This is a genomic window from Vibrio profundum, from assembly GCF_050337555.1.
GTDB classification, from domain to species: Bacteria; Pseudomonadota; Gammaproteobacteria; order Enterobacterales; family Vibrionaceae; genus Vibrio; species Vibrio profundum.
In genome coordinates this window covers 39,692-63,725 of the sequence record NZ_JAKJTA010000013.1, presented here as the reverse complement: position 1 = coordinate 63,725, position 24,034 = coordinate 39,692, and the positions used below count along the sequence as shown (strand labels likewise).

Below are 24,034 nucleotides of genomic sequence, written 5' to 3'. Positions count from 1 at the left end.
ATTTTTTCATATATCGCATAAGGCACCTTATGCGTTTTATCGCAACCTAAAGCATAGGATTAGCAATGCTGGATTCTAAATTACTTCGCACCGAGCTGGATGAAACAGCTGCAAAATTAGCACGTCGCGGTTTTACTCTCGACGTAGATGCCATTCGTCAACTTGAAGAACAACGTAAGTCCATTCAAGTAGAAGTTGAAAATTTACAATCCACGCGTAATTCCATCTCCAAGCAAATTGGCCAAAAAATGGCAGCTGGTGATAAAGCAGGCGCAGACGAAATCAAAAAGCAGATCGGTACGCTAGGTAGTGATCTTGACGCTAAAAAAGTGGAACTTGCTGCCGTTCAAGTCGAACTTGAAAACATCACACTATCTGTTCCAAACTTGCCTGACGACGCTGTGCCAAACGGCAAAGATGAAAGTGAAAACGTAGAAATCTCGCGTTGGGGTGAGGCAAAGTCTTACGATTTTGAATTGCGCGATCACGTTGATCTCGGTGAAATGGGCGACGGCCTTGATTTTACTAGCGCAACTAAGATTTCTGGCGCACGTTTCATCGTTATGAAAGGTCAGTTCGCTCGCTTGCATCGCGCAATCGCGCAGTTCATGCTTGATTTGCACACTGAGCAGCACGGCTATTCAGAAATGTATGTTCCTTATCTTGTAAACACAGACAGCTTGATGGGCACAGGTCAGTTGCCAAAATTTGGTGAAGACCTTTTCCATACTCAGCCGCTGACTGAAAAAGTGAACGATGAAGAACCACGTACATTGTCTTTGATCCCAACAGCAGAAGTGCCACTGACCAACATGGTTCGTGACACCATTACTGATGAAGCTGACTTGCCGCTGAAAATGACGGCGCACACACCGTGTTTCCGTTCTGAAGCAGGCTCTTACGGTCGTGATACTCGCGGTTTGATTCGTATGCACCAATTCGACAAAGTTGAACTGGTACAAATCACTAAGCCAGAAGATTCAATGGATGCACTAGAGCAACTAACCGGCCACGCTGAGAAAGTGCTACAACTGCTTGAACTTCCATACCGTAAAGTTGTGCTATGTACTGGCGATATGGGCTTTGGCGCTCGTAAAACTTACGATTTAGAAGTTTGGGTTCCAGCACAAGAGACATACCGTGAGATCTCTTCTTGCTCAAACATGTGGGATTTCCAAGCACGCCGTATGCAAGCGCGTTTCCGTCGTAAAGGCGAGAAGAAACCTGAGCTTGTGCACACACTAAACGGTTCTGGTTTGGCTGTAGGCCGTACCATGGTTGCAATTCTTGAGAACAACCAAGAAGCTGATGGCCGTATCGCTATCCCAGTTGCGCTACAGAAATACATGAATGGTGTGACTCATATCGGTTAACCTATACGGTTAATTCGCATCGGTTAAAATATACCGATTAATTAGCACTGTTTGAAATATTAAAGCCTAGTGATTATCACTAGGCTTTTTTAATGCTAAGAGTTGTAGACGAGGACATGATTGCTGTGCAATTCGCCTTCAAGATCAAAATTACGCTTGCCCACAAGTTGGAAACCCAGCCGTTTGTAAAACGCCAACGCGTTATGATTTTCTTCCCAAGTAGACAGCCAAAGAGGGGGGCCATACAAACCTTCCACGTTTTTGAGAAGCTTCCGACCGATACCAGCTCCCTGAAAATGCTGAGAGACATATAGAGTGGTCACTTCATATCCTGAATGTGAGCACCCTTCAAATCTTGAGTCTAAATCAACCACAATAAAACCAACCAAATGTGAGTCTTGTTCGAATACTAGAACGTCGGTGGATTTCTGGTTAAGCAATTCGACAAAGTGGCTTTCAGTGAAAGTAGATAAAGCATATTGGGAAATAAGCGGTCGAACGCCTTTTGTTGCGTATGTATGCAGCCACACTTGAAGGGATAGCGTGACTAAGTCCAAGCAATCTCTTCGTTCTGCTTTCCTTATCATTAATATGGGACCTTGTGTCGATGGATAATAGATGTTGGGTTGAGCACGCGGAGTTGGGTAAAATGCGCAAAGGATAAAATTCTAATGCGATCATATCAAGTTAGGAAAAGCGTGTTCAGGCGGTGATTCACTTTACACAAAGTTTTTGTGATTTTGTTAACGACGCTCAATAGAAGAAAGCGGTGAAATGAATTGAGTGAACCCGGGCAGGTTGAGTTCAAGCAGTGTTGTCACTGTATTCCAATTCTTTGCCTTTGCACCACGTAATACATTCTTGATAATCATGGAATAGACGGAGTTCGACGAAGCTATCTTCTAGCCCACTTTTTAAAAATTGTTCAAACATTTTGTTGCTAACGGCGATGCCGCAGAATTTGCAATTGTGCTTTTTAGCCCAATCTAAACTGTCGAACGCTTCTGAAAAAGCGTCTGGAGTTGTTCCTTCCCATGCCGTGAAATCATTACAAAATCCCCAAAATTTGAGATTCAAAGCGAGCACTTGCTGTTTCCAATTTTCTACAGAATTCGTGACGCCTTCAGAATTCCAAAGCCCCCATGCTTTTTGCATTAAAAGGTGCCCTTCAAAATGTTGCTCGTAAGAGCCATGTTCATTTCTAGTCATCCGTTCTGTCTCAATACGGCAATGATACAATTTAGGATAGTTTAGATTTTTGGTGAGTTAAATACAGAAGGTTTCACTGGGCTCGATCTCGTAGCTTAATCAGCGTATAGCGATGAGATATTCTGTTTCAATTGTGAGATTAACGTTTAAGCGTTGATTCCCCTAAATTAGGCGAACCTTTAGCTTGAACCTTACACCAGTCTAAGCACTCTTGAAAATTCGTTGTCGATTTAATGTTTAACTCTGGCATTCTTTTCGACTGCTCATTTTTAATGATGGTCGAAGCTACGCTTGAGCTTACGACATTGCCGTTGAAGCGATAACCGTGTTCATAAAGCCAGTAGGTTAAATCGAAAATCTCATCTAGCGCATCAGGGGTAGCGAGCTCCCATTCTCTACTGTCGACGAACGACCCCCAATAGCTGAAATTTCTTTTTAATGCTTCTTGTTTCCACTCATTCGCATAGGTCCGTATGGCTTCTAAATTCCATGAACCCCAACTTCGAGCTACGAGGATATTGCCTTCGAAATGAAGCTCGTGGCCCCCATGGATATTCCTTTGTGTCATTGCTGCCGCCAAGTTATAAGAAACGCATTAGTTCAGTATAGACGGTGGTGGTTGAGCGATAAATATTGCAATTAAACGTCTACCGGAACACCGGTCCAACTTTTCGGGACTAGGTTTTTACTGCCGCATACCTGTAATTCAGGTACACTCATCGTTCTCTAAAGCCACCCTAAATCAAGATGAACCCAGCGATTAAATACATTCAAGGCTACCCCGAACATATTGTGACTCCAGTAACTCGGTTAGTGGAATCGGGGCAATTGGTGGCTTGGTTTGAACAGCGTTACCCGGTTTATCACGACATAAAAAGTGAAAAAGCGCTGTTTGACTATACGATGACGCTCAAAAATCGCTTTCTTAAAAAGTCGGCTCCGCTGAGCAAAGCGGTTTACGATGGCAAAATTCACCTTATCAACAATGCGCTTGGCTTACATACCTATGCTCGTCGGGTACATGGTGGCAAGATCAAAGCAAAAAATGAGATACGCATTGCGAGTATGTTTAAAAATGCGCCAGAGCCATTACTGCGGATGTTGGTGGTGCATGAGCTAGCACACTTGAAAGAGAAAGAGCACAATAAATCGTTCTACCAATTATGCTGCCACATGGAACCTGATTATCATCAGTTGGAGTTGGATGCCCGTTTATTTATGATTTATCTGGAACTGGTCGTGAACGCTTGAAGCATTTTCCGAGCTATCGTTGTTTATTCGATGGCGACTTAGTTGTTCGGTAGTCGCTTGGTTATTCGCGGTAGCTTACTTGGTTATTCGCAGCAGTTTAGCTGTTCGGCAGTAGCATATTGAGCTGGATGGATAGATTAACTGAAAAAGCTCAGCCGTAAATGAGTCTTACACTAGGCTGAGCTTATATATTAACCCTTCGATGTGTAGGAAGGGCTCTATAGCGTTATATCGAATGCCGACTATTTACCCATTGGCGTCAAAACAATCTCTACACGACGGTTTTCAGCACGGCCAGCTTTGGTGCTATTGCTGGCGATAGGGTTGGCTTCGCCCATACCTTGCGGGCTCAAACGAGAGTATTTGATGCCGTTGGATAGGAAATAACCGCTCACGGAATTAGCGCGTTTATCTGAGAGAAGTTTGTTGTAGCTCGCAGAGCCAGTGCTATCGGTATAGCCTAGGACATTGATGCGAGTTTTATCGTATTCTTTGACGACAAGAACAACACTGCTCAGCACTTGGTCAGCTTGAGGCTTAAGCGTGCTGCCATTGGTGGCGAAAGTAATGGCGTTGGGCATGTTCAAGGTGATGTTGTTGCCATTGCGGGTAACACTGACACCTGTGCTCTTTAACTGTTGTTTGAGCTTCGCTTCTTGTACATCCATGTAGTAGCCGATCCCGCCACCGATGGCTGCGCCACCCGCAGCGCCAATTAATGCGCCCTTAGCTTTATCTTTACTTGCCACAGCACCAATCACCGCACCGCTCAATGCACCGATTGCCGATCCCTGTGCGACAGAAGATGTCTGCTCTTCTCCAGTGTAAGGGTTGATGGTTGTGCATCCAGATAAGGCAACAGCGCCTGCAATAGTAAGCGTGGCGAGCTTTTTGTTAAATGTCATAGAAAATATCTCATACTTCGTAGTGTCTTGATTGCAATTGAAATTATATCTCAGTTGGCACAGAGTGTTAGAAAATGCTACTCATCGACGGATGGATTTGACAGAAATACAACATAACGATGGAAACTTTATAGAGTTTGCATAATTTACAAGGTTATATCAGGTGTAAATGCGATGTGAACGGCAAGTTTGGTACAAGCTCTATAGTATTAGGTTACCGCTTTGAGTTCATTTCTCATCCAATTAAGCGCTTCATCATGTGCAGGGAAATACTGGGTTTTCAGTGGGGTATCTGCGGCTATATTGCTGTGTTCACCTACAATCATTTTCTGCAGTTGCAAACTAGGGATAACGGCCTCGAACAAGAAATTGAGCTTAGTGAATTCGAGGATGTTTTTATTGAAGTGCGTCATTACGTCAGGAGTGCATATTTCCCACTGTCGAAGATCGCCGACAATCCCCCATGGTTTGCTTTTCATCCGGTTGGCAACCTGAAAACAATCATCAATATAATTGTTGGCTGTTTCAATATTCCAAGCACCATAAAAATGAACTAACAGGATCCGCTCGCTCAGCAACGATTTGTCCAACTCGTAGTGACCACGGGGCTGAGGTTCAAAGTTCATAGGCTAGTGTTCCGATTCATGTTTGCGGGAGCTTTAATAACTATAGCAAGCGAATCGGATGTGTGAATCAGCGAGTGGGTTGCAAACTGTGCCGTTAACCGCAACACTTTTTGAATTTTTTACCGCTGCCACAGTGGCAAGGGTCATTGCGGCCTAGTTTCACCGAACCCGTTTGCGTTGGCGAGGTAGTATACTCGTCCTCAGATTCATGCTCACGTTCAGGGAAGGTCCCATCGATGTAATACCATAAGCCGCTTTCACGAACGAATCTGGAGCGCTCTTCTAAACACAGTAGTTGATCATCTTCTCTCAGAAAGGCTTGAAAGGTGACGAATCCTTCATCTTGGTTTTGGCCTGTTTCGGTCGACAGTACTTTCAGTTCGCGCCAGTCACTGTCTATAGAATCTTGGATTCCATCCCGTTGATCTTGTGCGTTGCAACTTGGGTGATAGGTATCCACGACAAAATCAACCAACCTTAGTACATGCGCGGCATAGCGTGAGCGCATCAGTTGTTCTGGCGTTGACGCATTGCTGTGGTCGTTATGAATGGGTTGGCAGCAAGAAGAGTAGGGACGTTGGCTCCCACACGGGCAAAGGCTCATAGTGATTTGACTCAATCAAATAAATGCCCGTAGTGTAGGGATCTCACGCTAGGATGCAAGCGCTGCTCTTTAGGGGGCGACGGAGAGCAGTTCGTTTGTCCAGACTAGTGCTTCTTGGTAGCTGTCTTTAATCTGTTCCTCGTTTAAGTGTAAATCTCGAGAAAGTTGTGCGACTCGGTCCCAGTCGGCTTTGTCGTAAGCGATGCTTAGAGCGAGAACGCTACCAAGCAAGCCGTCACCAGATACCAGTGCTTGTTTTACTGTTTCGTCGATCGGCATCTCTTCAACTAGGGTTTCAAGTGGCTGGTCAAGCAAACTATCCAGTAAGGAGAACATACCCGTCAGGAAAGCTGAGCCTTCTTCGATTTGACTGCAGAGTTTACATTTTTCGGCGATCAACTCACAATGTCGTGCTCTTTGGATGGACAAACTATACAGATAGTCAGGTTTGTTATTTTCAGTTGAGGCAATGGCAACTAAGGAAACAAATTGGCGTAGCCTCTTTTCCCCTAAATACACTAACGCCTGCTTAAATGATTGGATTTTAGCTCTGACGTATACCGATGAGTTCACGTAGGTGAGTAGTTTATAGGAGAGAGAAACATCTTTAGCGAAGATCCTTTCAAGGGTAGTAAAGTTAATATTATTTTTCGACACTTCCTTACAGAGGTTCACGACAGTTAAAAAAGAAGGCTCTAATGATTTTTTTTGTAGCATTTCAGGTCGGCTGAAAAAGTAGCCTTGGAAATAGTCAAATCCCGCCCGTTTAGCTTCATTAAATTCCTCATAAGTCTCGACTTTTTCAGCTAGATATTTCATGTCGAGTGCGTGAGATTTGTCCATAAATTCTTTTGCTTGCTGAATAGAGGTAATCTTGATATCAAACTTGATGATCGACACGTAGGGGTAAAATCGATCCCATTCAGGAGTCGGAACGAAGTCATCAAGGGCAATGGTGTAGCCAAGACCAGACATTTCTTTGATCGCTTCAAGCAGCTCGTCTGTCGGTTCGCAATCTTCCAGCACTTCGACAACCAAGCTTTCAGAAGGGAAAAGTGTAGGGATGCGATTCATTAAGCTTTGATAGGGAAAATTAACAAAACCTAAGTGGCTGCCTAGTGTTTTGTAGTGGGTTGATAAAAAGTGATCCGATAGTAAACGGCTGGTCGCACGTTCGGGATCGATTTCGGGAAACGTGTTGTTTGGTCCATCGCGAAACAACACTTCGTATCCAATTGTCTTTTTTTTCCCATCTAAGATGGGCTGCCTAGCTATATATGAATATTTCAAGTGACGTTCTTTTTAGTTGTTTATAAGATTGCCGTCATCTACGTGCCGGCATAAATCTGGTTACGACTAAAATTATCGAGTAACTCGCTGTATTCTAATTAAAAGGACGAGCTTGAAGTTCGTATCCATTTTCATCATAGACTAATACCGAACCCTGCGTATACCAATCGCCTAATACCACACGAGTTTTTTTATCTTTTGTGTTATCGAGAGTATGGATATTTGGGCGGTGAGTATGACCGTGGATCATGAGGTCTACGTGGTGTTTTTCCAGTACAGAATCCACCTCGCTGGGAGTGACATCCATGATGTCTAGGGACTTGGTTTGTTTATCGACACGAATATTACTTTGTACTTTAGCGATGATTTTCTTTTTCACCCAAAGTGGTATGCGATTAAACAGCCATTGCAGCCATGGTTGATGGACTTTTTTGCGAAATTTGAGGTAATTCACATCTTGAGTGCACAAGGTGTCACCATGCAAAATTACGGCTTTTGTTCCGTAGAGATCAATGAGGGATTCTTGTTCGAGCAGGGTTATTCCTGTTTGTTTTGCAAAACGTCGTCCGATGAGAAAATCACGATTTCCTCGAACAAAGTAGCAAGGAATGCCGGATTGAGTTAACGTTTTGATCTCTAATCGAATTTGGTTTGCAAAATCAGAGTTATCATCGTCACCAATCCAAAATTCGAACAGATCCCCCAAGACATACAAGGCATCGGCATGAATTGCTTCTTCACGCATAAAGGTGAGAAAGCATCGCGTAATATCAGGTTCAGACGGGCTGAGGTGTAGATCGGCAATAAATAATGTGGTCATAGGGATAATGAGGAGAGCGCTAGGCTGATAAGCTCAGGCTCTCCTAACCATTCGAATTATGCTTCGATAGTGGTGCTAGTAATGAACACTTCTTCTAGAGGAACATCTTGGTGCATACCCATAGTGCCAGTGCTTACTGTTTTAATCTTGTTCACAATGTCCATGCCTTCAACAACTTCGCCGAATACACAGTAACCCCAGCCATCAGGCGTTTCCGCGCGGAAATCTAGGAAAGTGTTGTCGTTTACGTTGATGAAGAACTGTGAGCTAGCTGAATGCGGTTCCATAGTACGTGCCATTGCTAGCGTGCCAACTTTGTTGCTTAGGCCGTTGTTTGCTTCGTTTTTAATTGGCGCACGAGAAGCTTTCTCGCGTAGGCCAGATTCCATACCGCCACCTTGAACCATGAAGCCGTCAATCACGCGGTGGAAAAGCGTGTTGTCGTAGAAACCGTCGCGGCAGTACTCTAGGAAGTTAGCGCTGGTTTCTGGAGCTTTTTCTTCATTCAGTTGAATTTTGACGTCACCAAAATTAGTGTGAAGGGTGATCATGGCAAATACCTTTTGTGTGTTTGTTTATTTAAGAAGGCGATTCTAGCTGATCGTAGACCTAGTTTAAAATACTTACCTAGTGTATTTGCACATTTAATATGCGGGTGAGAGCAAATCTCGTTGATCCATCGCGTAAGCAGCCAGTTTTACTCGGCTTGGGATTACCTAATTAGGTAACTCTTGATATACTGCACCGCTACATTTTATGGCAGATGATATTGGATAAAGATCATGTTAAAGATATACAACACACTCACAAGACAGAAAGAGGAATTTAAACCCATTAGTGCTGGCAAAGTCGGCATGTATGTCTGTGGAGTAACTATCTATGATCTTTGTCATATTGGCCATGGTCGTACTTTTGTGTCTTTTGACGTGGTCGCACGCTACCTACGTTTCTCGGGCTACGACTTAACTTTCGTTCGTAACATCACTGATATCGACGATAAAATTATCAAGCGCGCGGCAGAAAATGGTGAATCATGTGATTCACTGACCGAGCGCCTAATTGGTGAAATGCACACAGATTTCGATGCTTTGAACATGAAGCGTCCAGATGTCGAGCCACGTGCCACCGACTACATCAAAGAAATTATCGAAGTGGTTGAGAAGCTGATTTTAAAAGGTTTTGCCTATGTTGCCGACAACGGTGATGTGATGTTTGAAGTCAGCAAGTATGACGCATATGGCAAGCTTTCTAAGCAAGATCTTGATCAGCTACAGGCAGGAGCGCGCGTTGGTATAGACGTGAACAAACGTAGTCCACTCGATTTTGTTGTGTGGAAAATGTCTAAACCGGGAGAGCCGACATGGGAATCTCCATGGGGAGCAGGTCGTCCGGGCTGGCATATTGAATGTTCAGCAATGAACTCGTCTATTCTTGGCGATCACTTTGATATTCATGGCGGCGGCTCAGATTTACAATTCCCGCACCATGAAAATGAAATTGCTCAGTCTGTCTGTGCGCATGATACTGATTATGTAAACACGTGGATGCACAGCGGCATGGTGATGGTCGACAGAGAAAAGATGTCGAAATCTCTAGGTAACTTCTTCACTATTCGTGATGTGCTTGGTCATTATGATGCTGAAACGGTACGTTACTTCTTAATGTCTGGCCATTATCGTAGCCAGCTTAACTACAGTGAAGAGAACCTGAAACAATCTCGTTCGGCACTTGAGCGCTTATACACAGCGTTGCGTGGTTTAGATACGGATGCAGAAGCAAAAGGTGGTGAAAGCTACCAAGCTCGTTTTTCAGCGGCAATGGACGATGACTTCAATACACCAGAAGCCTACTCTGTGCTGTTCGATGTAGCGCGTGAAATTAACCGCATCAAGGGCTCAGATTTATCAGCGGCGAGTGAACTTGGGGCGGTATTGCGTCAGATGGCTGATGTGATTGGTATTTTGCACCAAGACCCAGAAGCTTTCTTGCAAGGCGAAGCTGGCGGTGACGATGAAGTGGCTGAAATTGAAGCGTTGATCAAACTGCGTAATGATTCTCGTACGTCAAAAGATTGGGCTAACGCCGACCTTGCACGAGATAAGCTCGCGGCAATGAACATAGTGTTAGAAGATGGTCCAAGTGGCACCACATGGCGTAAGAAATAACCTTACGACCCACATAACCTAGCAAAAAAAGGGGCGTTTTCGCCCCTTTTTAATCAATTTTCTCCGTTAGTCCCTATCGATTTCATAAAGGTGATGCCCTGTGGCACAAATGTATTTTTATTATTCGGCGATGAATGCTGGTAAATCCACCACGCTTTTGCAATCTTCTTTTAACTACCAAGAGCGCGGTATGAATCCGGTGATCTTTACCGCTGCACTAGATGATAGATACGGTGTCGGAATCGTGAGTTCTCGAATTGGCCTGCAGTCAGAGGCTCACCTTTTTCAATCTGATACTGATTTATTTTCAGCGGTGCAAGAGCTACACCAAGAGGAACCGAAGCATTGTGTTTTGGTTGATGAATGCCAGTTCCTATCAAAGGAGCAGGTTTATCAGCTTACCGAAGTGGTCGATAAACTGAACATCCCAGTGTTATGTTATGGCTTACGAACAGATTTCTTAGGTGAACTCTTTGAAGGCAGCCAACACTTACTGGCATGGGCAGATAAGCTGATTGAACTCAAAACAGTGTGCCATTGCGGCCGAAAAGCCAATATGGTGATCCGCACCGATGAAGCGGGCAACGCGATTGCTAGTGGCGATCAAGTGGCCATCGGTGGCAATGATAAATATGTGTCGGTTTGTCGCCAGCATTATAAAGCGGCGTTGGGACGTTGATGAAGGCTTAGTGGTGGAAGTAGGAAAAGTGATCACTATCGCCTAGAAACGCAAAACGGAGCCAATAGGCTCCGTTTTTTCGTAAACGCTAATTAAATATTAACGAGCACGGAAGACGATGCGACCTTTAGATAGGTCGTATGGAGTCATCTCAACAGTGACTTTGTCACCAGTTAGAATACGGATGTAGTTTTTGCGCATTTTGCCTGAGATGTGAGCTGTTACAACATGGCCGTTCTCAAGCTCAACACGAAACATAGTGTTTGGTAGAGTATCAAGAACAGTGCCTTGCATTTCAATTACGTCTTCTTTAGCCATTTAATCCTCTTTAGATACTGGGCAATATTCAACGGGCTACATTCTGCCGCTGAAAGATAAATATGTAAAGTTGGGGCGTATTCTACCCTTGCCAACTCTGATTTACTAGCTTTTGATTAGGTTGGAAACGGGTTTTGTAGTTCATCGCCGGACATTCATTGATTTGATAGCCTAGGTACAACCAGCGCTTGCCCTGCTGCCGGCAATATTTAAGCTGTAACAACACGCCCATAGTACCAAGTGATAAAGAGCTGTCTGGGTCGAAAAATGTATAAAAGGCGCTAGCGCTATTGCTTAAAATGTCGGTGACGGCGATGGCGATAAGCCTGCCATCGTCATAGACGTGAAGAAATTGGGTATTCAACCAAGAGCACTGAGCAAACTGGCTAAAATCCTTTTCTTTCGGCGGGTACATGGTGCCTTGGTAGTGGCGATTATTGATGTAATCTGAATAGAGCTCAAACCAATTGTCATCAAGGTCTTCTTTCAGTGCCCAAGTCAATTTTTCCGCTTTATTGAGTAACCTCTTTTGGCTACGAGTCGGCACGAAATCGTGTACCGAGACGCGGATGGGCACACAGGCTTGGCACATATCACAATGTGGTTTGTATATCGTGTCGCCGCTGCGACGAAACCCATTGGCGAGCAGCACCTCATAACTGGATACGGAGTGCATTTGAGAGTCAAGGGCGACAGCGACCCTTTCTTGTTTGTTCACTAAATAACTGCAAGCGTGACTGTCGGTCAATCCAATACGAATTTCTTGCAAATCAGAGCTCATTATTTACCCCTCTGCCCAAGAATGTCTGATGTTAGCCACTGAGTATGGAAGCACTTTGAATCAATTGGCTCATCTCTAAATGATAGCAAGTATTGGATAAACTGATCACGTTCAAGCTCTAAGGCACCGAGTGAGCTTAGGTGGTCATTCATGACTTGGCAATCAATAAGCATCCCCCCACATGACGCAAAATGATCGCAAAAGGCCCACAGTGCAACTTTAGAAGCGTTGGCTTCCAAGCTGAACATGGATTCACCACAAAATATTTTCCCGAGGGAAAGGCCATATAATCCGCCAATGAGCCGACCTTCTTGCCATACTTCAACTGAGTGACAACGGCCTTGTTTGGCGAGCGCTGAGTATGCCTCGATCATTTCATCGTGGATCCAAGTTTCATCTGCAGATCTGACACTCGCGCAGTGCTTGATAACCTCGGTTGTCGCTTGATTGATGCTCACTTGATATTGATGTTTGCGGTGAAACTTTTTCAGGCTCCGAGACGGAGTAAAGCGAACGGGGTCAAAAACGGCGCGTGGCGAGGGGCTCCACCAGAGGATGGGCTCACCCGGCCCATACCATGGGAAAATGCCTTGCTGATATGCGCTCAGTACCCGCTTAGGGGAAAGATCGCCACCAAAGGCTAATAGGCCGTTTGGCTCTTCCATAGCATTATAAGGTGAGGGGAAATTATAGTTAGTCTTATCCAGTTCAGTCAGGTAAATTGCCATAGTGACGGTATTAGTTTTAAGGAGCGAAAAATGAGAAAGTGGTTATGGATAGTATTGATTTTTCCACTCGTTGCCAATGCTGCTTATCAGAGAAATGAAGCGAGGCCAGTGAATAAGGTGGTCTTTGGCCAAGTTGATTCAGTGCGTTACATCAGCCAACAGGAAGTCAAACATGCCACAGGTAATGGTTGGAAAACCTTATTGGGTGCAGTGGTGGGTGGCGTAGTCGGTCATCAATTTGGTGGTGGAACGGGCCGAGAAGTAGCAACAGCCGTTGGCGCGATAGCGGGCGCAGGTATTGTGCATAGTCAGCAGCAAACAGAATACAAAGTCGAATATAAATTGGTGGAGTTACTGATTAAAACCGACAAAGGCAAGCTGATCGATGTGATACAAGATGTCGACCCAAGTATGCTATTCCATAAAGGCGATAGTGTCCGAATTCTCTACTTTGACAATGGTGTACGTGTGGATACGACCTACTAGAAATAACTAGTGTGATTTTCAGCGATTTTTGTGCTGGAGTTCACATCTAATATTGGGTAGGCTGAAAGCACGAAGAATTTAGTCGTCTCTAATTTATGCGAATCCGCAAGACGATGCAGGAACATACCCTTTAATGGAAAGCCTAACGTTAAACCCAATTAATCTAGTTGATGGTGAAGTCAATTTACCTGGCTCAAAGAGCGTCTCCAACCGCGCTCTTTTGCTTGCAGCCCTCGCGAAGGGGACTACTCGCCTGACAAACCTTCTTGATAGTGATGATATTCGTCATATGCTCACAGCGCTTACCCAATTAGGGGTGCGCTATCAACTTTCGCAAGATAAAACTGTCTGCGAAATTGAAGGGTTAGGCAAAGCGTTTGATGTAGAAACCTTGCAAGAGCTGTTTTTAGGCAACGCGGGCACTGCAATGAGGCCACTGGCTGCTGCGTTGTGCCTTGGCGGTGGTGACTATGTGCTCACTGGTGAACCGCGCATGAAAGAGCGTCCAATTGGCCATCTTGTTGATGCATTACGTCAAGCGGGTGCTGAGATAAAGTATCTTGAAAACGAAAACTATCCGCCTCTGAAAATCCAAGGTACTGGGTTGAAAGGTGGTACGGTGAGTATCGATGGCTCGATCTCTAGTCAGTTTTTGACCGCATTCTTGATGTCAGCGCCATTAGCAAAAGACGATGTGACGATCGAGATCATCGGTGATTTGGTTTCCAAGCCGTATATTGATATTACTCTGCACATCATGCAGCAGTTTGGCGTTAAGGTTATCAACAATGATTATCAGCAGTTTGTTATCCCAGCAGGGCAGCAATATGTCTCACCGGGTGATTTTTTAGTCGAAGGTGACGCGTCTTCCGCTTCTTATTTTTTAGCGGCTGCGGCAATCAAAGGCGGTGAAATTAAAGTAACGGGTATTGGCAAACGCAGTATCCAAGGCGACGTTAAATTCGCTGAAGCGCTAGAAAAAATGGGCGCTGAGATTGAATGGGGCGATGATTTTGTGATTGCGCGCCGCGGTGAATTACACGCGATTGATATGGATTTCAACCATATTCCAGATGCTGCGATGACGATTGCTACCGCCGCTTTATTTGCCAAAGGCACGACGAAAATTCGTAACGTGTACAACTGGCGAGTAAAAGAAACCGATCGCTTGTCGGCGATGGCGACAGAACTTCGTAAAGTGGGCGCTGAAGTAGAAGAAGGGGAAGATTACATTACGATCACCCCAACTCAACACCTCAAGCATGCAGCGATTGATACTTACGATGATCACCGCATGGCGATGTGCTTCTCTTTGGTTGCGCTAAGCGACACGCCAGTCACTATCAATGATCCGGGTTGCACATCAAAAACCTTCCCAGATTATTTCGATAAGTTGTCGGCACTCAGCCAATAAATGAAGCGATATCGATAGTATGAATTGAAATGCCAGTCTTATGACTGGCATTTTTTATAGCAGGCTTGGCAAGTGATAAGAAAAGGAGCGCTAGTTCTAAGGTTTATCTAGTTCAGGTTTTATCTAGCTCAAGTTTTTCTCTAGCACTAAAATCGGCACTAGACTTAAAATTTGCTGTTGGGCAGTAAAACCGATATCCTGCGCGGCTACAGCCAGTGAGAGTCGTTATATGAACCGCAAGAAAAAGATCAATCAAATTCTAAAAAAGAGACAGAAGCAGTCAAACTCTAAGATACATAATAGCAATAAGCCTCGCTATGTCTCTAAAGCTGATCGCGCAAAATTAGAACTTGAGCAAGCTGAGTCGTCTCACGAAAACACAGAGCAAGTAGCCCAGCCAGCAGATACCACTTTAGACTCGGCTGAGTAAACGCACGCGAATTCACCCCTAGCTTTGCTAAGCTTTTTCTACAATGGCGTAGGTATGAAGCTCGGGGTATTGATCGAACTCGACATGCCGGATAACACAGCCAAGTTTTATCAATAGTGATACAATCCCATTAGTTCCCAATGACGAATAATGGACTTCGGGCCCCATAAAATCATCGTTGTGCTGGCCTTGCTCTTCTGTTCCACCAAAAGAGAAGATGAAAATTCCGCTACGATTGAGTGAGCTAATAATCTTTGTTAGCACCTTCTCTTGCTGAACTAATGGGATATGCCAAATACTATCCCAAGCGGTAATGAAATCGTATTTTTTGGGCAGCGCCCATTCGCAGATGTCCTGATGATAGAAAGTCAGATCAGGATGTTTTTGTCTGATGATTTTTATCATTTCAGATGAAATATCCACGCCTTCAACCTTAAATCCTTCTTCTATTAACAGATCTTCAAATCGGCCTGTACAGCCACACCCTATATCAAGTGCGTTGCCCCGATTTCGAGAAAATTGTAGAGCGATTTGATGTGGTACGATGCCATTACTGAGATCAAAATCATTGTCTTCCCACAAATGGGTGATTTGATCGTAGGCTAATCCAATATCTTTAGGTTTCATTGGTTTAGTCTCCATATTCTTATCTTTCACTTGTTTAGTACCACTTTGTCAGGCTTTACAGAATAATCAAAGATAAAGGCGGTGGGTAATGTGAGCAAGGACGTGAGTCGAAGTATGGAAATCTCGGTATAGTACAGCTCGACTTTATACTGGCTATCCATCCAGTTCTTGATTATTATTCTGCTATCTTATTTTGTTATTAGGTAATCGTTGTGATCGGTCGTCTACGTGGAACTCTTGTCGAAAAACTCCCTCCAGAATTATTAATTGAAGTTAACGGTGTTGGCTATGAAGTCCAGATGCCAATGAGCTGCTTTTATGAGCTGCCTAACGTCGGCGAAGAAGCCATCATATATACTCATTTTGTAGTTCGCGAAGATGCGCAGCTCTTGTATGGCTTTAATACGGTTAAAGAGCGTGCTTTATTTCGCGAAGTCATCAAGGCGAACGGGGTCGGTCCTAAGTTGGGGCTTGGTATTTTATCCGGCATGACGGCAATGCAATTTGTCTCCTGTGTCGAGCGCGAAGACATCACTACTTTAGTGAAGCTGCCAGGTGTAGGTAAAAAAACGGCCGAGCGTTTGGTTGTAGAAATGAAAGACCGCCTGAAAGGGTGGGGCGCTGGTGACTTATTCACCCCAGCCGATGAGGTTGAATCGATGGGCGGGAGTGGACAAGCTGGCTCAGGAAATGTGGAAGAAGAAGCGATCAGTGCATTGCTTGTGTTGGGTTACAAGCCAACTCAGGCATCGAAAGTGGTCTCCCAAGTCTCTAAGCCAGATATGACTTGCGAGTCCGTAATTCGCGAAGCCTTAAAATCAATGGCTTGATTTTAAACAAATTGAACATCATAAATTAATGTACGCTACAGAACCTAGGAACCCTAGTCATGATTGAAGCCGATCGCTTGATTGCTCCCGATAGCCCAGTATACAAAGAGGAAGAGGCGATTGATCGTGCTATTCGTCCAAAGAAGCTGGAAGACTACCGTGGCCAAGACCATGTTCGCGGACAAATGGAAATTTTTATTAAAGCCGCGCAATTGCGAAATGAAGCACTCGATCATTTATTGATCTTTGGTCCTCCAGGTTTGGGTAAAACGACGTTAGCAAACATTGTTGCCAACGAAATGGACGTAAGTATTCGGACGACGTCTGGCCCTGTGTTGGAAAAAGCCGGCGACTTGGCGGCACTTCTGACCAACCTAGAAGAAAACGACGTGTTGTTTATTGATGAGATACACCGTTTAAGCCCGATGGTTGAAGAGGTGTTATATCCGGCAATGGAAGATTACCAGTTGGATATCATGATAGGCGAAGGCCCTGCGGCGCGATCGATCAAAATTGATTTACCGCCGTTTACTTTGATTGGCGCCACGACTCGCGCTGGCTCATTAACATCGCCGCTACGAGATCGCTTTGGTATTACCCAGCGCTTGGAGTATTACCAAGTCGCCGATTTGCAATACATAGTGCAGCGCAGCGCATCGTGTTTAGGGCTCTCTATGGAAGCCGAAGGCGCGTTAGAAATCGCAAGGCGCGCACGTGGTACGCCACGTATTGCTAACCGTTTGTTACGCCGTGTTAGAGATTTTGCTGAGGTGAAAGCTGATGGCCATATTTGCGCCGAGGTAGCCGACCAAGCGTTGAACATGCTTGATGTTGATGCAAGAGGCTTTGACTACATGGATCGCAAGCTACTGTTGGCAATTATTGAAAAATTTGGTGGTGGGCCAGTTGGCCTCGATAATATGGCGGCCGCGATAGGCGAGGAAAAAGATACGATAGAAGATGTGTTAGAGCCTTACCTCATTCAGCAAGGTTATTTACAGCGTACGCCTAGAGGAAGAATCGCCACCGATCGTGCTTATTTGCATTTTGGAGTTGAGAAGTAAGTTTTCATTTTAATTGCTATCTCTATTTAAAATATCGTGATATGTGAAAAAGTGACCAGATATTGCATATATTTCGTTCAGGTAACATCAGCGCCTAAATTGTTAACAGTTTGTGAGTGGGGTGGGGGTAAAGCGGGGTGCTTGTTAAGCTGCTCTAACATCCTGTTTTTTATAAATTGATCTATATCAAATTCTGTGAAATCTCCGTTAAAGGCGAAGGAAGGCCTTAACGTGAACTACCTCGTCAGCCTCCAATTATTTTTTTGAAACCACTTGTGATTGTCAGTAGTATGACTGTCGGCTAACTTAGCTAACGCCCTTACTTTTACCTAACCACTTTAGTGCATGTTGCACTGTTTTCGCGACTTTTCGGCGATTTTAGGCCGCGAATACATTGCAGAATGTAGAAAGTGTCAACTGCTGGCACACAGGAGCTCTCATGATAGACATAGTTGATCTGTCGCGATTCCAATTCGCGATGACAGCAATGTATCACTTCTTATTCGTACCTCTCACCATTGGCATGACGTTTATGCTTGCTATCATGGAGTCGTTGTATGTAATGACCAACAAGCAAGTCTATAAAGACATGACCAAATTTTGGGGTAAGCTTTTTGGTATTAACTTTGCGCTTGGTGTAGCAACCGGCCTAACCATGGAATTCCAGTTTGGTACAAACTGGGCTTACTACTCTCACTATGTCGGCGATATTTTCGGTGCGCCATTGGCAATTGAAGGGTTAGTGGCGTTCTTTTTGGAATCCACCTTTGTTGGTCTTTTCTTCTTTGGTTGGGATCGCTTAAGCAAACGTCAGCATTTAGGTGTGACTTGGCTAGTGGCCATTGGTTCCAACTTCTCTGCTTTATGGATTTTGATTGCAAACGCTTGGATGCAGCACCCTGTCGGCGCGCATTTCAACTACGAAACCATGCGTATGGAGATGGTGAATTTCTCTGACATCATTTTCAACCCAGTGGCTCAAGTTAAGTTCGTGCATACGGTTGCCGCTGGCTACACCACAGGTGCGATGTTTGTTCTAGCGATAAGCTCGTTCTACATTCTTAAAGGCCGCGATCTTCCATTTGCTCGTCGTTCTTTTGCTATTGCCTCTTCATTTGGTATGGCCGCTATCCTATCGGTTATCGTATTGGGTGACTCATCTGGCTATGAAGTCGGTGAAGTGCAGAAAGTAAAAATGTCTGCTATTGAAGCGATGTGGGAAACAGAGCCGGCGCCAGCACCATTTACTCTCTTTGGCTTCCCTAGCCAAAAAACACATACGACCGAATATGCTATCAAGATCCCGTACGTAATGGGTATCATTGGTACACACTCGCTAGATAAACAAATTCCAGGGCTAAACGAATTACGAGAGCAAAACTTAGGCAAAATTCGCAACGGTATGGTTGCGTATGGTTTGTTGAAGAAACTCCGTGATGGTGACAAGTCTGAAGCTGTTGTGAAGCAGTTCGACAAAGTGAAAGGCGATTTAGGATACGGTCTATTACTTAAGCGTTACACCCCTGAAGTGACAAACGCGACAGAAGCACAAATCCAAAAAGCAGCGAATGATACTATCCCTGAAGTGTGGCCAATCTTCTGGTCTTTCCGCATCATGGTGGCTTGTGGCTTTACGATGTTGGCTGTATTTGGTATTGCTTTCTATCAATCGTGCCGTCAGCGAATTGGTCAAAATAAGTGGGTTCACCGCATTGCGCTATACAGCTTGCCACTTCCGTGGATTGCCGTTGAAACAGGCTGGTATGTGGCTGAGGGTGGTCGTCAACCGTGGGCGGTGGGCGGTATATTGCCAACGCACGTTGCGGCTTCCCCTTTGTCTGCTACTGACATTTGGACATCTCTTGCTGCCATCGTTGTATTCTACTCGGCGTTGCTTGTTGCTGAAGTCTATTTGATGCTCAAGTTTGCTCGTATCGGGCCAAGTAGCTTGAAAACTGGCCGCTATCATCATGAAAACAATGATGACAACACGATCGAAGACAAAGTAAACCGTCAAGTCGAAGCTTAATCAGGAGTAGAACAATATGTTTGATTACGAAACCCTACGATTTATCTGGTGGGTATTGATTGGAGTGCTACTCGTGGGCTTTGCGGTCACAGATGGCTTCGATCTCGGTGTTGGTGCATTGGTGCCAATACTCGGTAAAACCGATACAGAGCGTCGTGTGATGATCAACACGATAGCTCCTCACTGGGACGGAAACCAAGTATGGCTAGTGACGGCTGGGGGCGGGCTATTTGCTGCGTGGCCTCTAGTGTACGCTACGTCATTCTCTGGCTTTTACTTGGCTATGATGGTTGCGCTAGTCACGCTATGGCTACGTCCAGTCGGCTTAGATTACCGTTCAAAAATTGAAGACAAAAAATGGCGTACAAACTGGGATAGATGTATTTCTATCAGTGGCTTTGTTCCCCCAATCATCTTCGGTGTTGCGTTCGGTAACTTGCTGCAAGGCGTACCATTTAACTTAGATGAGTTTTTGATTCCGAAGTACTATGGCTCGTTCTTTGGTCTGTTGAATCCGTTTGCACTACTATGTGGCGTGATCAGTTTGTTGATGTTTTTGTTGCAGGGCACCACTTGGCTACAAATGAAAACCACTGACAATCTACGCGCTAAATCACGCAGATTATCTCAGGTGTTAGGTTTGGTCTTAACGGTTGCGTTTGTTGGCGCAGGGTTCTGGATTCAGCATATCGACGGTTATGTCATCACAAGTGTGATGAATCACAGTGCGGACTCTGATCCGTTAGGTAAAACGGTGATTCGTGAAGCGGGTGCGTGGATGACGAACTTCCATACTTATCCAAAACTATGGGCAGCACCGCTATTGGGTGTGTTCATGCCTTTGCTTTCGGTTCTGGCTTCTCGTTTCAATAAAAGTGGTTGGGCATTTTTGGCATCAAGTCTTGCGAACGCAGGTGTTATCGCGACAGCGGGCATCGCCATGTTCCCATTCCTTATGCCTTCTAGTTTAGACCCTAGCCACAGCTTAACCATGTGGGATGCGACGTCTAGTAAACTAACGATGCAAATCATCACCGTGGTTGCGTTTGTTATGGTTCCGGTTATTTTGATTTACACATCATGGACTTACTACAAAATGTTTGGCCGTGTTGACGAAAAGTATATCGAACAAAACAAAACTTCAGCGTATTAAGGAGGTTGTACAATGTGGTATTTCGCATGGATTCTTGGTGTTTTACTCGCGTGTGCATTTGGCATCATCAATGCGCTTTGGTTAGAGCATACTGAAATGATGGATAAAGACAGTGAGTAAGCTTGCTGCGCAAGTGACTAAACTGCACCAACCCATGGATAAAGCACTCATCCGAGTCCTATCCATTGCGTTGGGGGCCTTCCATATTGTGATGTTGATGTGGGACCCAAAACAATACGCCGCGATGATTGGTGGGTTTAATGAAGTGATTAGCCCGCTGCTGATTTGGGCAGTATGCTCCAGCATGATTTATGGTATCGGTTTTAAGCCGAAAAGCTGGTTTTGGCAGTTGTTATTTAGTCCTTACATCTGTTTGCCAATCTTGCTTTACCTGACGGTCATGCACATCGTTTGATAATACAGACTGTTTAATAATGCAGGTTATTTAATGATACAGACTGTTTAACAATGCAAGTTGATTAGCATTTCAGCAAAATGGCACGACTTTTTAAGTCGTGCCATTTTTTTTAACAATATTCTGTGCAAATCCTTGTTTGACGCTTGCCAAATAGGTGCTGAGTTGCGATATAGTAGTCAGGTAATTGTCTATAAGAACTGGATTTATTTTGCAAGAGTCAGAATCGTTGTTTAATTGGCCTATCACCGTTTATTACGAAGATACCGATGCTAGTGGTCTAGTCTTTCATTCGAACTATATAAACTTTATAGAGCGTGCTCGCACCGAGTTATTAAGAGCTCGAGGCCATTCACAACAGACTTTACTGGAGCAAAATATTGCTTTCACGGTGAGGCATATTGATATTGATTATCTCAAGCCAGCCCACTTGGATGACCAATTAGTCGTTCGAACTAATATTGCACAATTAAAGAAAGCATCGCTTACTTTCTGTCAGGAGATCGTCAATCCTGAAAACATCACGTTGTGTAAGGCCATGGTTAAGGTAGCATGTATCAGCACTGAAACAATGAAACCCCTTGCTATACCCCATCAAATCGTTCAGGAGATTGCTAACCGTGCCGTCTGATATTTCTATTCTTGACCTGTTTTTGCAGGCAAGTTTTCTCGTTAAAATTGTAATGCTTATCCTACTCGGCATGTCGGTCGCTTCTTGGGCGATGATTTTTAAGCGCAGTCAGGTTCTGACGCAAGCGGTGAAAGACGCCAATTCTTTTGAAGACAAATTTTGGTCTGGAACCGACTTATCTCACCTCTATCAGGATGTGAAAAAGCGTAAAGAATCCTTAGCAGGCACGGAAGAGATCTTCTACGCCGGCTTTACCGAGTTTGCACGTTTGAGAAAATCGAACGCAGCATCACCTGATTTTATTATGGAAGGAACCGGCCGTGCTATGCGTGTATCGGTTGCTCGTGAAGTGGATGGGCTGGAAACCAACCTGCCATTTCTTGCGACAGTCGGGTCAATCAGTCCATACATCGGCTTGTTCGGTACGGTATGGGGTATCATGCACGCCTTCATCGCGCTGGGCCAAGTGAAGCAGGCCACGCTGGCCATGGTTGCCCCCGGGATCGCGGAAGCCTTGATTGCGACGGCAATGGGCCTGTTTGCGGCGATTCCTGCCGTGATGGCGTTCAACCGCTTAAGCACCAAAGTTGGTAAGTTAGAGCATACCTACGCTACTTTTTCTGAAGAGTTTCACAGTATTTTGCACCGCCAAGCGATGGCGGGTAAGGCATAACTGATGGCGGGTTATCAACCTAAAAAGCGTAAGCTTACGGCAGAAATTAACGTTGTGCCTTATATTGACGTTATGTTGGTGCTATTGATTATATTTATGGTTACCTCACCGTTTGTCACCCAAGGTGTCGATGTCAACTTGCCAAAAACCTCAACGGCTAAGCCAGCTACGGACTTAGCGGGAGATAGCGATAGCGACTTTATTATTGTTCAAATAGATAAACATGGTCAGCTAGGTTTGAGTATCAATAACGATCCAGTGGAAACAGGACTATCGTTACAGGGTCTACTCGTGCGAGTGAAAGCGGAGTTGTCGCTCAAACCAAACTCGCCAGTTGCCGTCGGCGGAGATGCAGCCACTCCTTATGCGAACGTCGTGTCAGTGCTTGATGAGTTACGTCAAGCGGGGATCCCCAAAGTGGGGTTGCTGACCGATATAAAGGACATTAAATAAACGCCACCTCATTGATGAAAAATGACTACTACAAATAATAAAAGTTATCTCAAACCCACCGTTGTTTCGGTGGTTTTGCATTTGCTCCTCATTGTCACTTTGTTGTGGGGAACAGATTTTCATATGACGGAACCCAAGCCAGCTGGCCAAATGGTTCAGGCTGTGGTGATTGATCCTGCGTTGGTGCAAAAACAAGCCCAACAGATCAAGCGTCAGCGTGAAGCTGCGGCTAAAAAAGAGCAAGATCGTCTTGATAAGCTGCGCCGAGAAAGCGAACGTTTGGAGAAAAACCGCAAAGCGGAAGAAGACCGTATACGCCAACTTAAGCTGCAACAAGCGAAGGACGCTCAAGCCGCTCGCGAAGCTGAAAAGGATCGCGTGACACAAGAGAAAAAGCGTGCCGAAGAGGTGAAGCAAGCCAAGCTAGAAAAGAAACGCTTGGCAAAACTTGAAACTCAACGTAAAGCGGCAGCAGCAAAAGCCAGACGCGCCAAAATAGCGAGGGAAAAGGCTGCCAAAGAAAAAGCGGTAGCAGAGAAAGCACGTCAGAAAAAAATCGCCGCTGAAAAGGCTAGAAAAACCAAACTAGCGAAAGAAAAAGCCGCGAAAACAGCCGCTGACAAGGCGCGTAAACAAAAAGAGTTACAAGCTAAATTGGCCGCTGAGAAGAGAGCAAAGGCTAAGCTAGCAGCAGAGAAGAAAGAGAAAGAAGCGGCGCTGAATAAGATATTTGATGGTTTAGAAAGCGAATCAGCGCAAAGTAACTCTGCGCGAGCCAAGTATCTGGCCAGCGAAGTAGAGCGATACAGCAGTTTGTATAAAAGTTTAATTGAACAAAATCTATATGTGGATGATAGCTTGAAGGGCAACGTCTGCCGTGTTGCATTAAAGCTCGTCCCTGCAGGTAGCACATCAGCTTTGGTCTCAGAAATTAAGGTTCTTGGTGGCGATAGCAATGTGTGTTCTGCCGCTCGGCGAGCAATAGCACAAGTACCTAGTTTTCCACTGCCGAAAAACGAACCTAAAGTCGTTGCGCAGCTACGCAATATTAATTTGACGGTCCAACCTGAATAAAAGGAA

At 44.8% G+C, this 24,034-nt stretch carries 30 protein-coding genes; 17 read left to right on the top strand and 13 right to left on the bottom strand.

What is annotated here, in order from left to right; all coding sequences use genetic code 11:
* Positions 1 to 65 precede the first annotated feature (65 nt).
* Complete coding sequence (gene serS / locus L4C34_RS13630) at positions 66 to 1,373, top strand: serine--tRNA ligase (protein ID WP_428789900.1); 1,308 nt, start codon at positions 66 to 68, stop codon at positions 1,371 to 1,373.
* 95 nt (positions 1,374 to 1,468) lie between these two features.
* Here the strand turns inward: serS and L4C34_RS13625 are convergent, their stop codons facing one another.
* From L4C34_RS13625 to L4C34_RS13615, 3 genes are all read right to left on the bottom strand, one after another.
* On the bottom strand, positions 1,469 to 1,960 hold the full coding sequence (locus L4C34_RS13625; RefSeq protein ID WP_428789899.1) for a GNAT family N-acetyltransferase: 492 nt from the start codon (positions 1,958 to 1,960) through the stop codon (positions 1,469 to 1,471).
* 217 nt (positions 1,961 to 2,177) lie between these two features.
* The gene (locus tag L4C34_RS13620; protein WP_428789898.1) at positions 2,178 to 2,582 is read right to left on the bottom strand and encodes a hypothetical protein; all 405 of its coding nucleotides are present in this window, start codon (positions 2,580 to 2,582) and stop codon (positions 2,178 to 2,180) included.
* A gap of 139 nt (positions 2,583 to 2,721) precedes the next feature.
* On the bottom strand, positions 2,722 to 3,150 hold the full coding sequence (locus tag L4C34_RS13615) for a hypothetical protein (RefSeq protein WP_428789897.1): 429 nt from the start codon (positions 3,148 to 3,150) through the stop codon (positions 2,722 to 2,724).
* Between the two features lie 179 nt (positions 3,151 to 3,329).
* On the opposite strand from L4C34_RS13615, the gene L4C34_RS13610 reads away from it, so the two are divergent.
* Positions 3,330 to 3,833: a M48 metallopeptidase family protein gene (locus L4C34_RS13610; protein ID WP_428789896.1), complete on the top strand. Its 504-nt coding sequence runs from the start codon at positions 3,330 to 3,332 to the stop codon at positions 3,831 to 3,833.
* Positions 3,834 to 4,075: 242 nt separating this feature from the next.
* Here L4C34_RS13610 and L4C34_RS13605 read toward each other — a convergent pair whose 3' ends face one another.
* From L4C34_RS13605 to L4C34_RS13580, 6 genes are all read right to left on the bottom strand, one after another.
* Positions 4,076 to 4,738 carry a YiaD family glycine zipper/OmpA-like lipoprotein gene (locus L4C34_RS13605; RefSeq protein ID WP_428789895.1) on the bottom strand — a complete coding sequence of 221 codons (663 nt, stop codon included), beginning with the start codon at positions 4,736 to 4,738 and terminating at the stop codon, positions 4,076 to 4,078.
* A 209-nt stretch (positions 4,739 to 4,947) separates the two neighbouring features.
* A complete protein-coding gene (locus L4C34_RS13600; protein WP_428789894.1) occupies positions 4,948 to 5,364 on the bottom strand; it encodes a hypothetical protein in 417 nt (138 codons plus the stop codon).
* 94 nt (positions 5,365 to 5,458) lie between these two features.
* Complete coding sequence (locus L4C34_RS13595; RefSeq protein WP_428789893.1) at positions 5,459 to 5,968, bottom strand: YchJ family metal-binding protein; 510 nt, start codon at positions 5,966 to 5,968, stop codon at positions 5,459 to 5,461.
* 69 nt (positions 5,969 to 6,037) lie between these two features.
* Entirely contained in the window at positions 6,038 to 7,258 is a 1,221-nt protein-coding gene (locus tag L4C34_RS13590) for an EAL and HDOD domain-containing protein (protein ID WP_428789892.1), read from the bottom strand.
* A gap of 94 nt (positions 7,259 to 7,352) precedes the next feature.
* A complete protein-coding gene (gene lpxH, locus L4C34_RS13585; protein WP_428789891.1) occupies positions 7,353 to 8,078 on the bottom strand; it encodes a UDP-2,3-diacylglucosamine diphosphatase in 726 nt (241 codons plus the stop codon).
* Positions 8,079 to 8,134: 56 nt separating this feature from the next.
* Positions 8,135 to 8,629, bottom strand: coding sequence for a peptidylprolyl isomerase (locus tag L4C34_RS13580; protein WP_428789890.1), 495 nt, complete (start codon positions 8,627 to 8,629; stop codon positions 8,135 to 8,137).
* Positions 8,630 to 8,860: 231 nt separating this feature from the next.
* On the opposite strand from L4C34_RS13580, the gene cysS reads away from it, so the two are divergent.
* Positions 8,861 to 10,243: a cysteine--tRNA ligase gene (gene cysS, locus L4C34_RS13575; protein WP_428789889.1), complete on the top strand. Its 1,383-nt coding sequence runs from the start codon at positions 8,861 to 8,863 to the stop codon at positions 10,241 to 10,243.
* Between the two features lie 100 nt (positions 10,244 to 10,343).
* Complete coding sequence (locus L4C34_RS13570) at positions 10,344 to 10,922, top strand: thymidine kinase (protein ID WP_428789888.1); 579 nt, start codon at positions 10,344 to 10,346, stop codon at positions 10,920 to 10,922.
* A 99-nt stretch (positions 10,923 to 11,021) separates the two neighbouring features.
* Here the strand turns inward: L4C34_RS13570 and infA are convergent, their stop codons facing one another.
* The 3 genes from infA to aat form a co-directional block, all read right to left on the bottom strand.
* Positions 11,022 to 11,240: a translation initiation factor IF-1 gene (infA, locus tag L4C34_RS13565; protein ID WP_001040192.1), complete on the bottom strand. Its 219-nt coding sequence runs from the start codon at positions 11,238 to 11,240 to the stop codon at positions 11,022 to 11,024.
* An 82-nt stretch (positions 11,241 to 11,322) separates the two neighbouring features.
* Positions 11,323 to 12,021 (bottom strand): arginyltransferase, encoded by a 699-nt coding sequence (locus L4C34_RS13560; RefSeq protein WP_428789887.1) that lies wholly within the window; start codon positions 12,019 to 12,021, stop codon positions 11,323 to 11,325.
* Positions 12,021 to 12,749 carry a leucyl/phenylalanyl-tRNA--protein transferase gene (gene aat, locus L4C34_RS13555; RefSeq protein ID WP_428789886.1) on the bottom strand — a complete coding sequence of 243 codons (729 nt, stop codon included), beginning with the start codon at positions 12,747 to 12,749 and terminating at the stop codon, positions 12,021 to 12,023. The genes L4C34_RS13560 and aat overlap by 1 nt, the downstream gene beginning before the upstream one ends.
* A 30-nt stretch (positions 12,750 to 12,779) precedes the next feature.
* On the opposite strand from aat, the gene L4C34_RS13550 reads away from it, so the two are divergent.
* The 3 genes from L4C34_RS13550 (at position 12,780) to L4C34_RS13540 (ending at position 15,079) form a co-directional block, all read left to right on the top strand.
* Complete coding sequence (locus L4C34_RS13550; RefSeq protein WP_428789885.1) at positions 12,780 to 13,235, top strand: outer membrane lipoprotein; 456 nt, start codon at positions 12,780 to 12,782, stop codon at positions 13,233 to 13,235.
* Between the two features lie 133 nt (positions 13,236 to 13,368).
* Positions 13,369 to 14,649: a 3-phosphoshikimate 1-carboxyvinyltransferase gene (gene aroA / locus L4C34_RS13545; RefSeq protein ID WP_428789884.1), complete on the top strand. Its 1,281-nt coding sequence runs from the start codon at positions 13,369 to 13,371 to the stop codon at positions 14,647 to 14,649.
* 229 nt (positions 14,650 to 14,878) lie between these two features.
* A complete protein-coding gene (locus tag L4C34_RS13540) occupies positions 14,879 to 15,079 on the top strand; it encodes a DUF2986 domain-containing protein (RefSeq protein WP_428789883.1) in 201 nt (66 codons plus the stop codon).
* Positions 15,080 to 15,106: 27 nt separating this feature from the next.
* Here the strand turns inward: L4C34_RS13540 and L4C34_RS13535 are convergent, their stop codons facing one another.
* Positions 15,107 to 15,706 (bottom strand): class I SAM-dependent DNA methyltransferase, encoded by a 600-nt coding sequence (locus tag L4C34_RS13535; RefSeq protein ID WP_428789882.1) that lies wholly within the window; start codon positions 15,704 to 15,706, stop codon positions 15,107 to 15,109.
* A gap of 212 nt (positions 15,707 to 15,918) precedes the next feature.
* Here L4C34_RS13535 and ruvA point away from each other — a divergent pair, with 212 nt between their 5' ends.
* The 10 genes from ruvA to tolA all read left to right on the top strand — a co-directional run bounded on the left by ruvA (position 15,919) and on the right by tolA (position 24,028).
* Positions 15,919 to 16,536 (top strand): Holliday junction branch migration protein RuvA, encoded by a 618-nt coding sequence (gene ruvA, locus L4C34_RS13530; RefSeq protein WP_428789881.1) that lies wholly within the window; start codon positions 15,919 to 15,921, stop codon positions 16,534 to 16,536.
* A gap of 59 nt (positions 16,537 to 16,595) precedes the next feature.
* Positions 16,596 to 17,600 carry a Holliday junction branch migration DNA helicase RuvB gene (gene ruvB, locus L4C34_RS13525; RefSeq protein WP_428789880.1) on the top strand — a complete coding sequence of 335 codons (1,005 nt, stop codon included), beginning with the start codon at positions 16,596 to 16,598 and terminating at the stop codon, positions 17,598 to 17,600.
* Positions 17,601 to 18,039: 439 nt separating this feature from the next.
* The gene (locus L4C34_RS13520) at positions 18,040 to 19,629 is read left to right on the top strand and encodes a cytochrome ubiquinol oxidase subunit I (RefSeq protein ID WP_428789879.1); all 1,590 of its coding nucleotides are present in this window, start codon (positions 18,040 to 18,042) and stop codon (positions 19,627 to 19,629) included.
* Between the two features lie 16 nt (positions 19,630 to 19,645).
* Positions 19,646 to 20,782: a cytochrome d ubiquinol oxidase subunit II gene (gene cydB, locus L4C34_RS13515; RefSeq protein ID WP_428789878.1), complete on the top strand. Its 1,137-nt coding sequence runs from the start codon at positions 19,646 to 19,648 to the stop codon at positions 20,780 to 20,782.
* A gap of 12 nt (positions 20,783 to 20,794) precedes the next feature.
* Positions 20,795 to 20,902, top strand: coding sequence for a cytochrome bd-I oxidase subunit CydX (gene cydX, locus L4C34_RS13510; protein WP_000270285.1), 108 nt, complete (start codon positions 20,795 to 20,797; stop codon positions 20,900 to 20,902).
* Positions 20,895 to 21,197 (top strand): cyd operon protein YbgE, encoded by a 303-nt coding sequence (ybgE, locus tag L4C34_RS13505; protein WP_428789877.1) that lies wholly within the window; start codon positions 20,895 to 20,897, stop codon positions 21,195 to 21,197. The genes cydX and ybgE overlap by 8 nt, the downstream gene beginning before the upstream one ends.
* A 211-nt stretch (positions 21,198 to 21,408) precedes the next feature.
* Positions 21,409 to 21,828, top strand: a complete 420-nt coding sequence (gene ybgC, locus L4C34_RS13500; protein ID WP_428789876.1) for a tol-pal system-associated acyl-CoA thioesterase — start codon at positions 21,409 to 21,411, stop codon at positions 21,826 to 21,828.
* Positions 21,818 to 22,501, top strand: a complete 684-nt coding sequence (gene tolQ, locus L4C34_RS13495) for a protein TolQ (protein ID WP_428789875.1) — start codon at positions 21,818 to 21,820, stop codon at positions 22,499 to 22,501. Before ybgC ends, tolQ begins: the two co-directional genes overlap by 11 nt.
* A gap of 3 nt (positions 22,502 to 22,504) precedes the next feature.
* Positions 22,505 to 22,954 (top strand): protein TolR, encoded by a 450-nt coding sequence (gene tolR, locus L4C34_RS13490; protein ID WP_428789874.1) that lies wholly within the window; start codon positions 22,505 to 22,507, stop codon positions 22,952 to 22,954.
* Between the two features lie 21 nt (positions 22,955 to 22,975).
* Entirely contained in the window at positions 22,976 to 24,028 is a 1,053-nt protein-coding gene (gene tolA, locus L4C34_RS13485; RefSeq protein WP_428789873.1) for a cell envelope integrity protein TolA, read from the top strand.
* Positions 24,029 to 24,034 lie beyond the last annotated feature (6 nt).

Coding starts and splice junctions, on each gene's coding strand:
- serS (WP_428789900.1), top strand. CDS start 66: ATGCTGGATTCTAAATTACTTCGCACCGAGCTGGATGAAACAGCTGCA.
- L4C34_RS13625 (WP_428789899.1), bottom strand. CDS start 1,960: ATGATAAGGAAAGCAGAACGAAGAGATTGCTTGGACTTAGTCACGCTA.
- L4C34_RS13620 (WP_428789898.1), bottom strand. CDS start 2,582: ATGACTAGAAATGAACATGGCTCTTACGAGCAACATTTTGAAGGGCAC.
- L4C34_RS13615 (WP_428789897.1), bottom strand. CDS start 3,150: ATGACACAAAGGAATATCCATGGGGGCCACGAGCTTCATTTCGAAGGC.
- L4C34_RS13610 (WP_428789896.1), top strand. CDS start 3,330: ATGAACCCAGCGATTAAATACATTCAAGGCTACCCCGAACATATTGTG.
- L4C34_RS13605 (WP_428789895.1), bottom strand. CDS start 4,738: ATGACATTTAACAAAAAGCTCGCCACGCTTACTATTGCAGGCGCTGTT.
- L4C34_RS13600 (WP_428789894.1), bottom strand. CDS start 5,364: ATGAACTTTGAACCTCAGCCCCGTGGTCACTACGAGTTGGACAAATCG.
- L4C34_RS13595 (WP_428789893.1), bottom strand. CDS start 5,968: ATGAGCCTTTGCCCGTGTGGGAGCCAACGTCCCTACTCTTCTTGCTGC.
- lpxH (WP_428789891.1), bottom strand. CDS start 8,078: ATGACCACATTATTTATTGCCGATCTACACCTCAGCCCGTCTGAACCT.
- L4C34_RS13580 (WP_428789890.1), bottom strand. CDS start 8,629: ATGATCACCCTTCACACTAATTTTGGTGACGTCAAAATTCAACTGAAT.
- cysS (WP_428789889.1), top strand. CDS start 8,861: ATGTTAAAGATATACAACACACTCACAAGACAGAAAGAGGAATTTAAA.
- infA (WP_001040192.1), bottom strand. CDS start 11,240: ATGGCTAAAGAAGACGTAATTGAAATGCAAGGCACTGTTCTTGATACT.
- L4C34_RS13560 (WP_428789887.1), bottom strand. CDS start 12,021: ATGAGCTCTGATTTGCAAGAAATTCGTATTGGATTGACCGACAGTCAC.
- aat (WP_428789886.1), bottom strand. CDS start 12,749: ATGGCAATTTACCTGACTGAACTGGATAAGACTAACTATAATTTCCCC.
- L4C34_RS13550 (WP_428789885.1), top strand. CDS start 12,780: ATGAGAAAGTGGTTATGGATAGTATTGATTTTTCCACTCGTTGCCAAT.
- aroA (WP_428789884.1), top strand. CDS start 13,369: ATGGAAAGCCTAACGTTAAACCCAATTAATCTAGTTGATGGTGAAGTC.
- L4C34_RS13540 (WP_428789883.1), top strand. CDS start 14,879: ATGAACCGCAAGAAAAAGATCAATCAAATTCTAAAAAAGAGACAGAAG.
- L4C34_RS13535 (WP_428789882.1), bottom strand. CDS start 15,706: ATGAAACCTAAAGATATTGGATTAGCCTACGATCAAATCACCCATTTG.
- ruvB (WP_428789880.1), top strand. CDS start 16,596: ATGATTGAAGCCGATCGCTTGATTGCTCCCGATAGCCCAGTATACAAA.
- L4C34_RS13520 (WP_428789879.1), top strand. CDS start 18,040: ATGATAGACATAGTTGATCTGTCGCGATTCCAATTCGCGATGACAGCA.
- cydB (WP_428789878.1), top strand. CDS start 19,646: ATGTTTGATTACGAAACCCTACGATTTATCTGGTGGGTATTGATTGGA.
- cydX (WP_000270285.1), top strand. CDS start 20,795: ATGTGGTATTTCGCATGGATTCTTGGTGTTTTACTCGCGTGTGCATTT.
- tolR (WP_428789874.1), top strand. CDS start 22,505: ATGGCGGGTTATCAACCTAAAAAGCGTAAGCTTACGGCAGAAATTAAC.
- tolA (WP_428789873.1), top strand. CDS start 22,976: ATGACTACTACAAATAATAAAAGTTATCTCAAACCCACCGTTGTTTCG.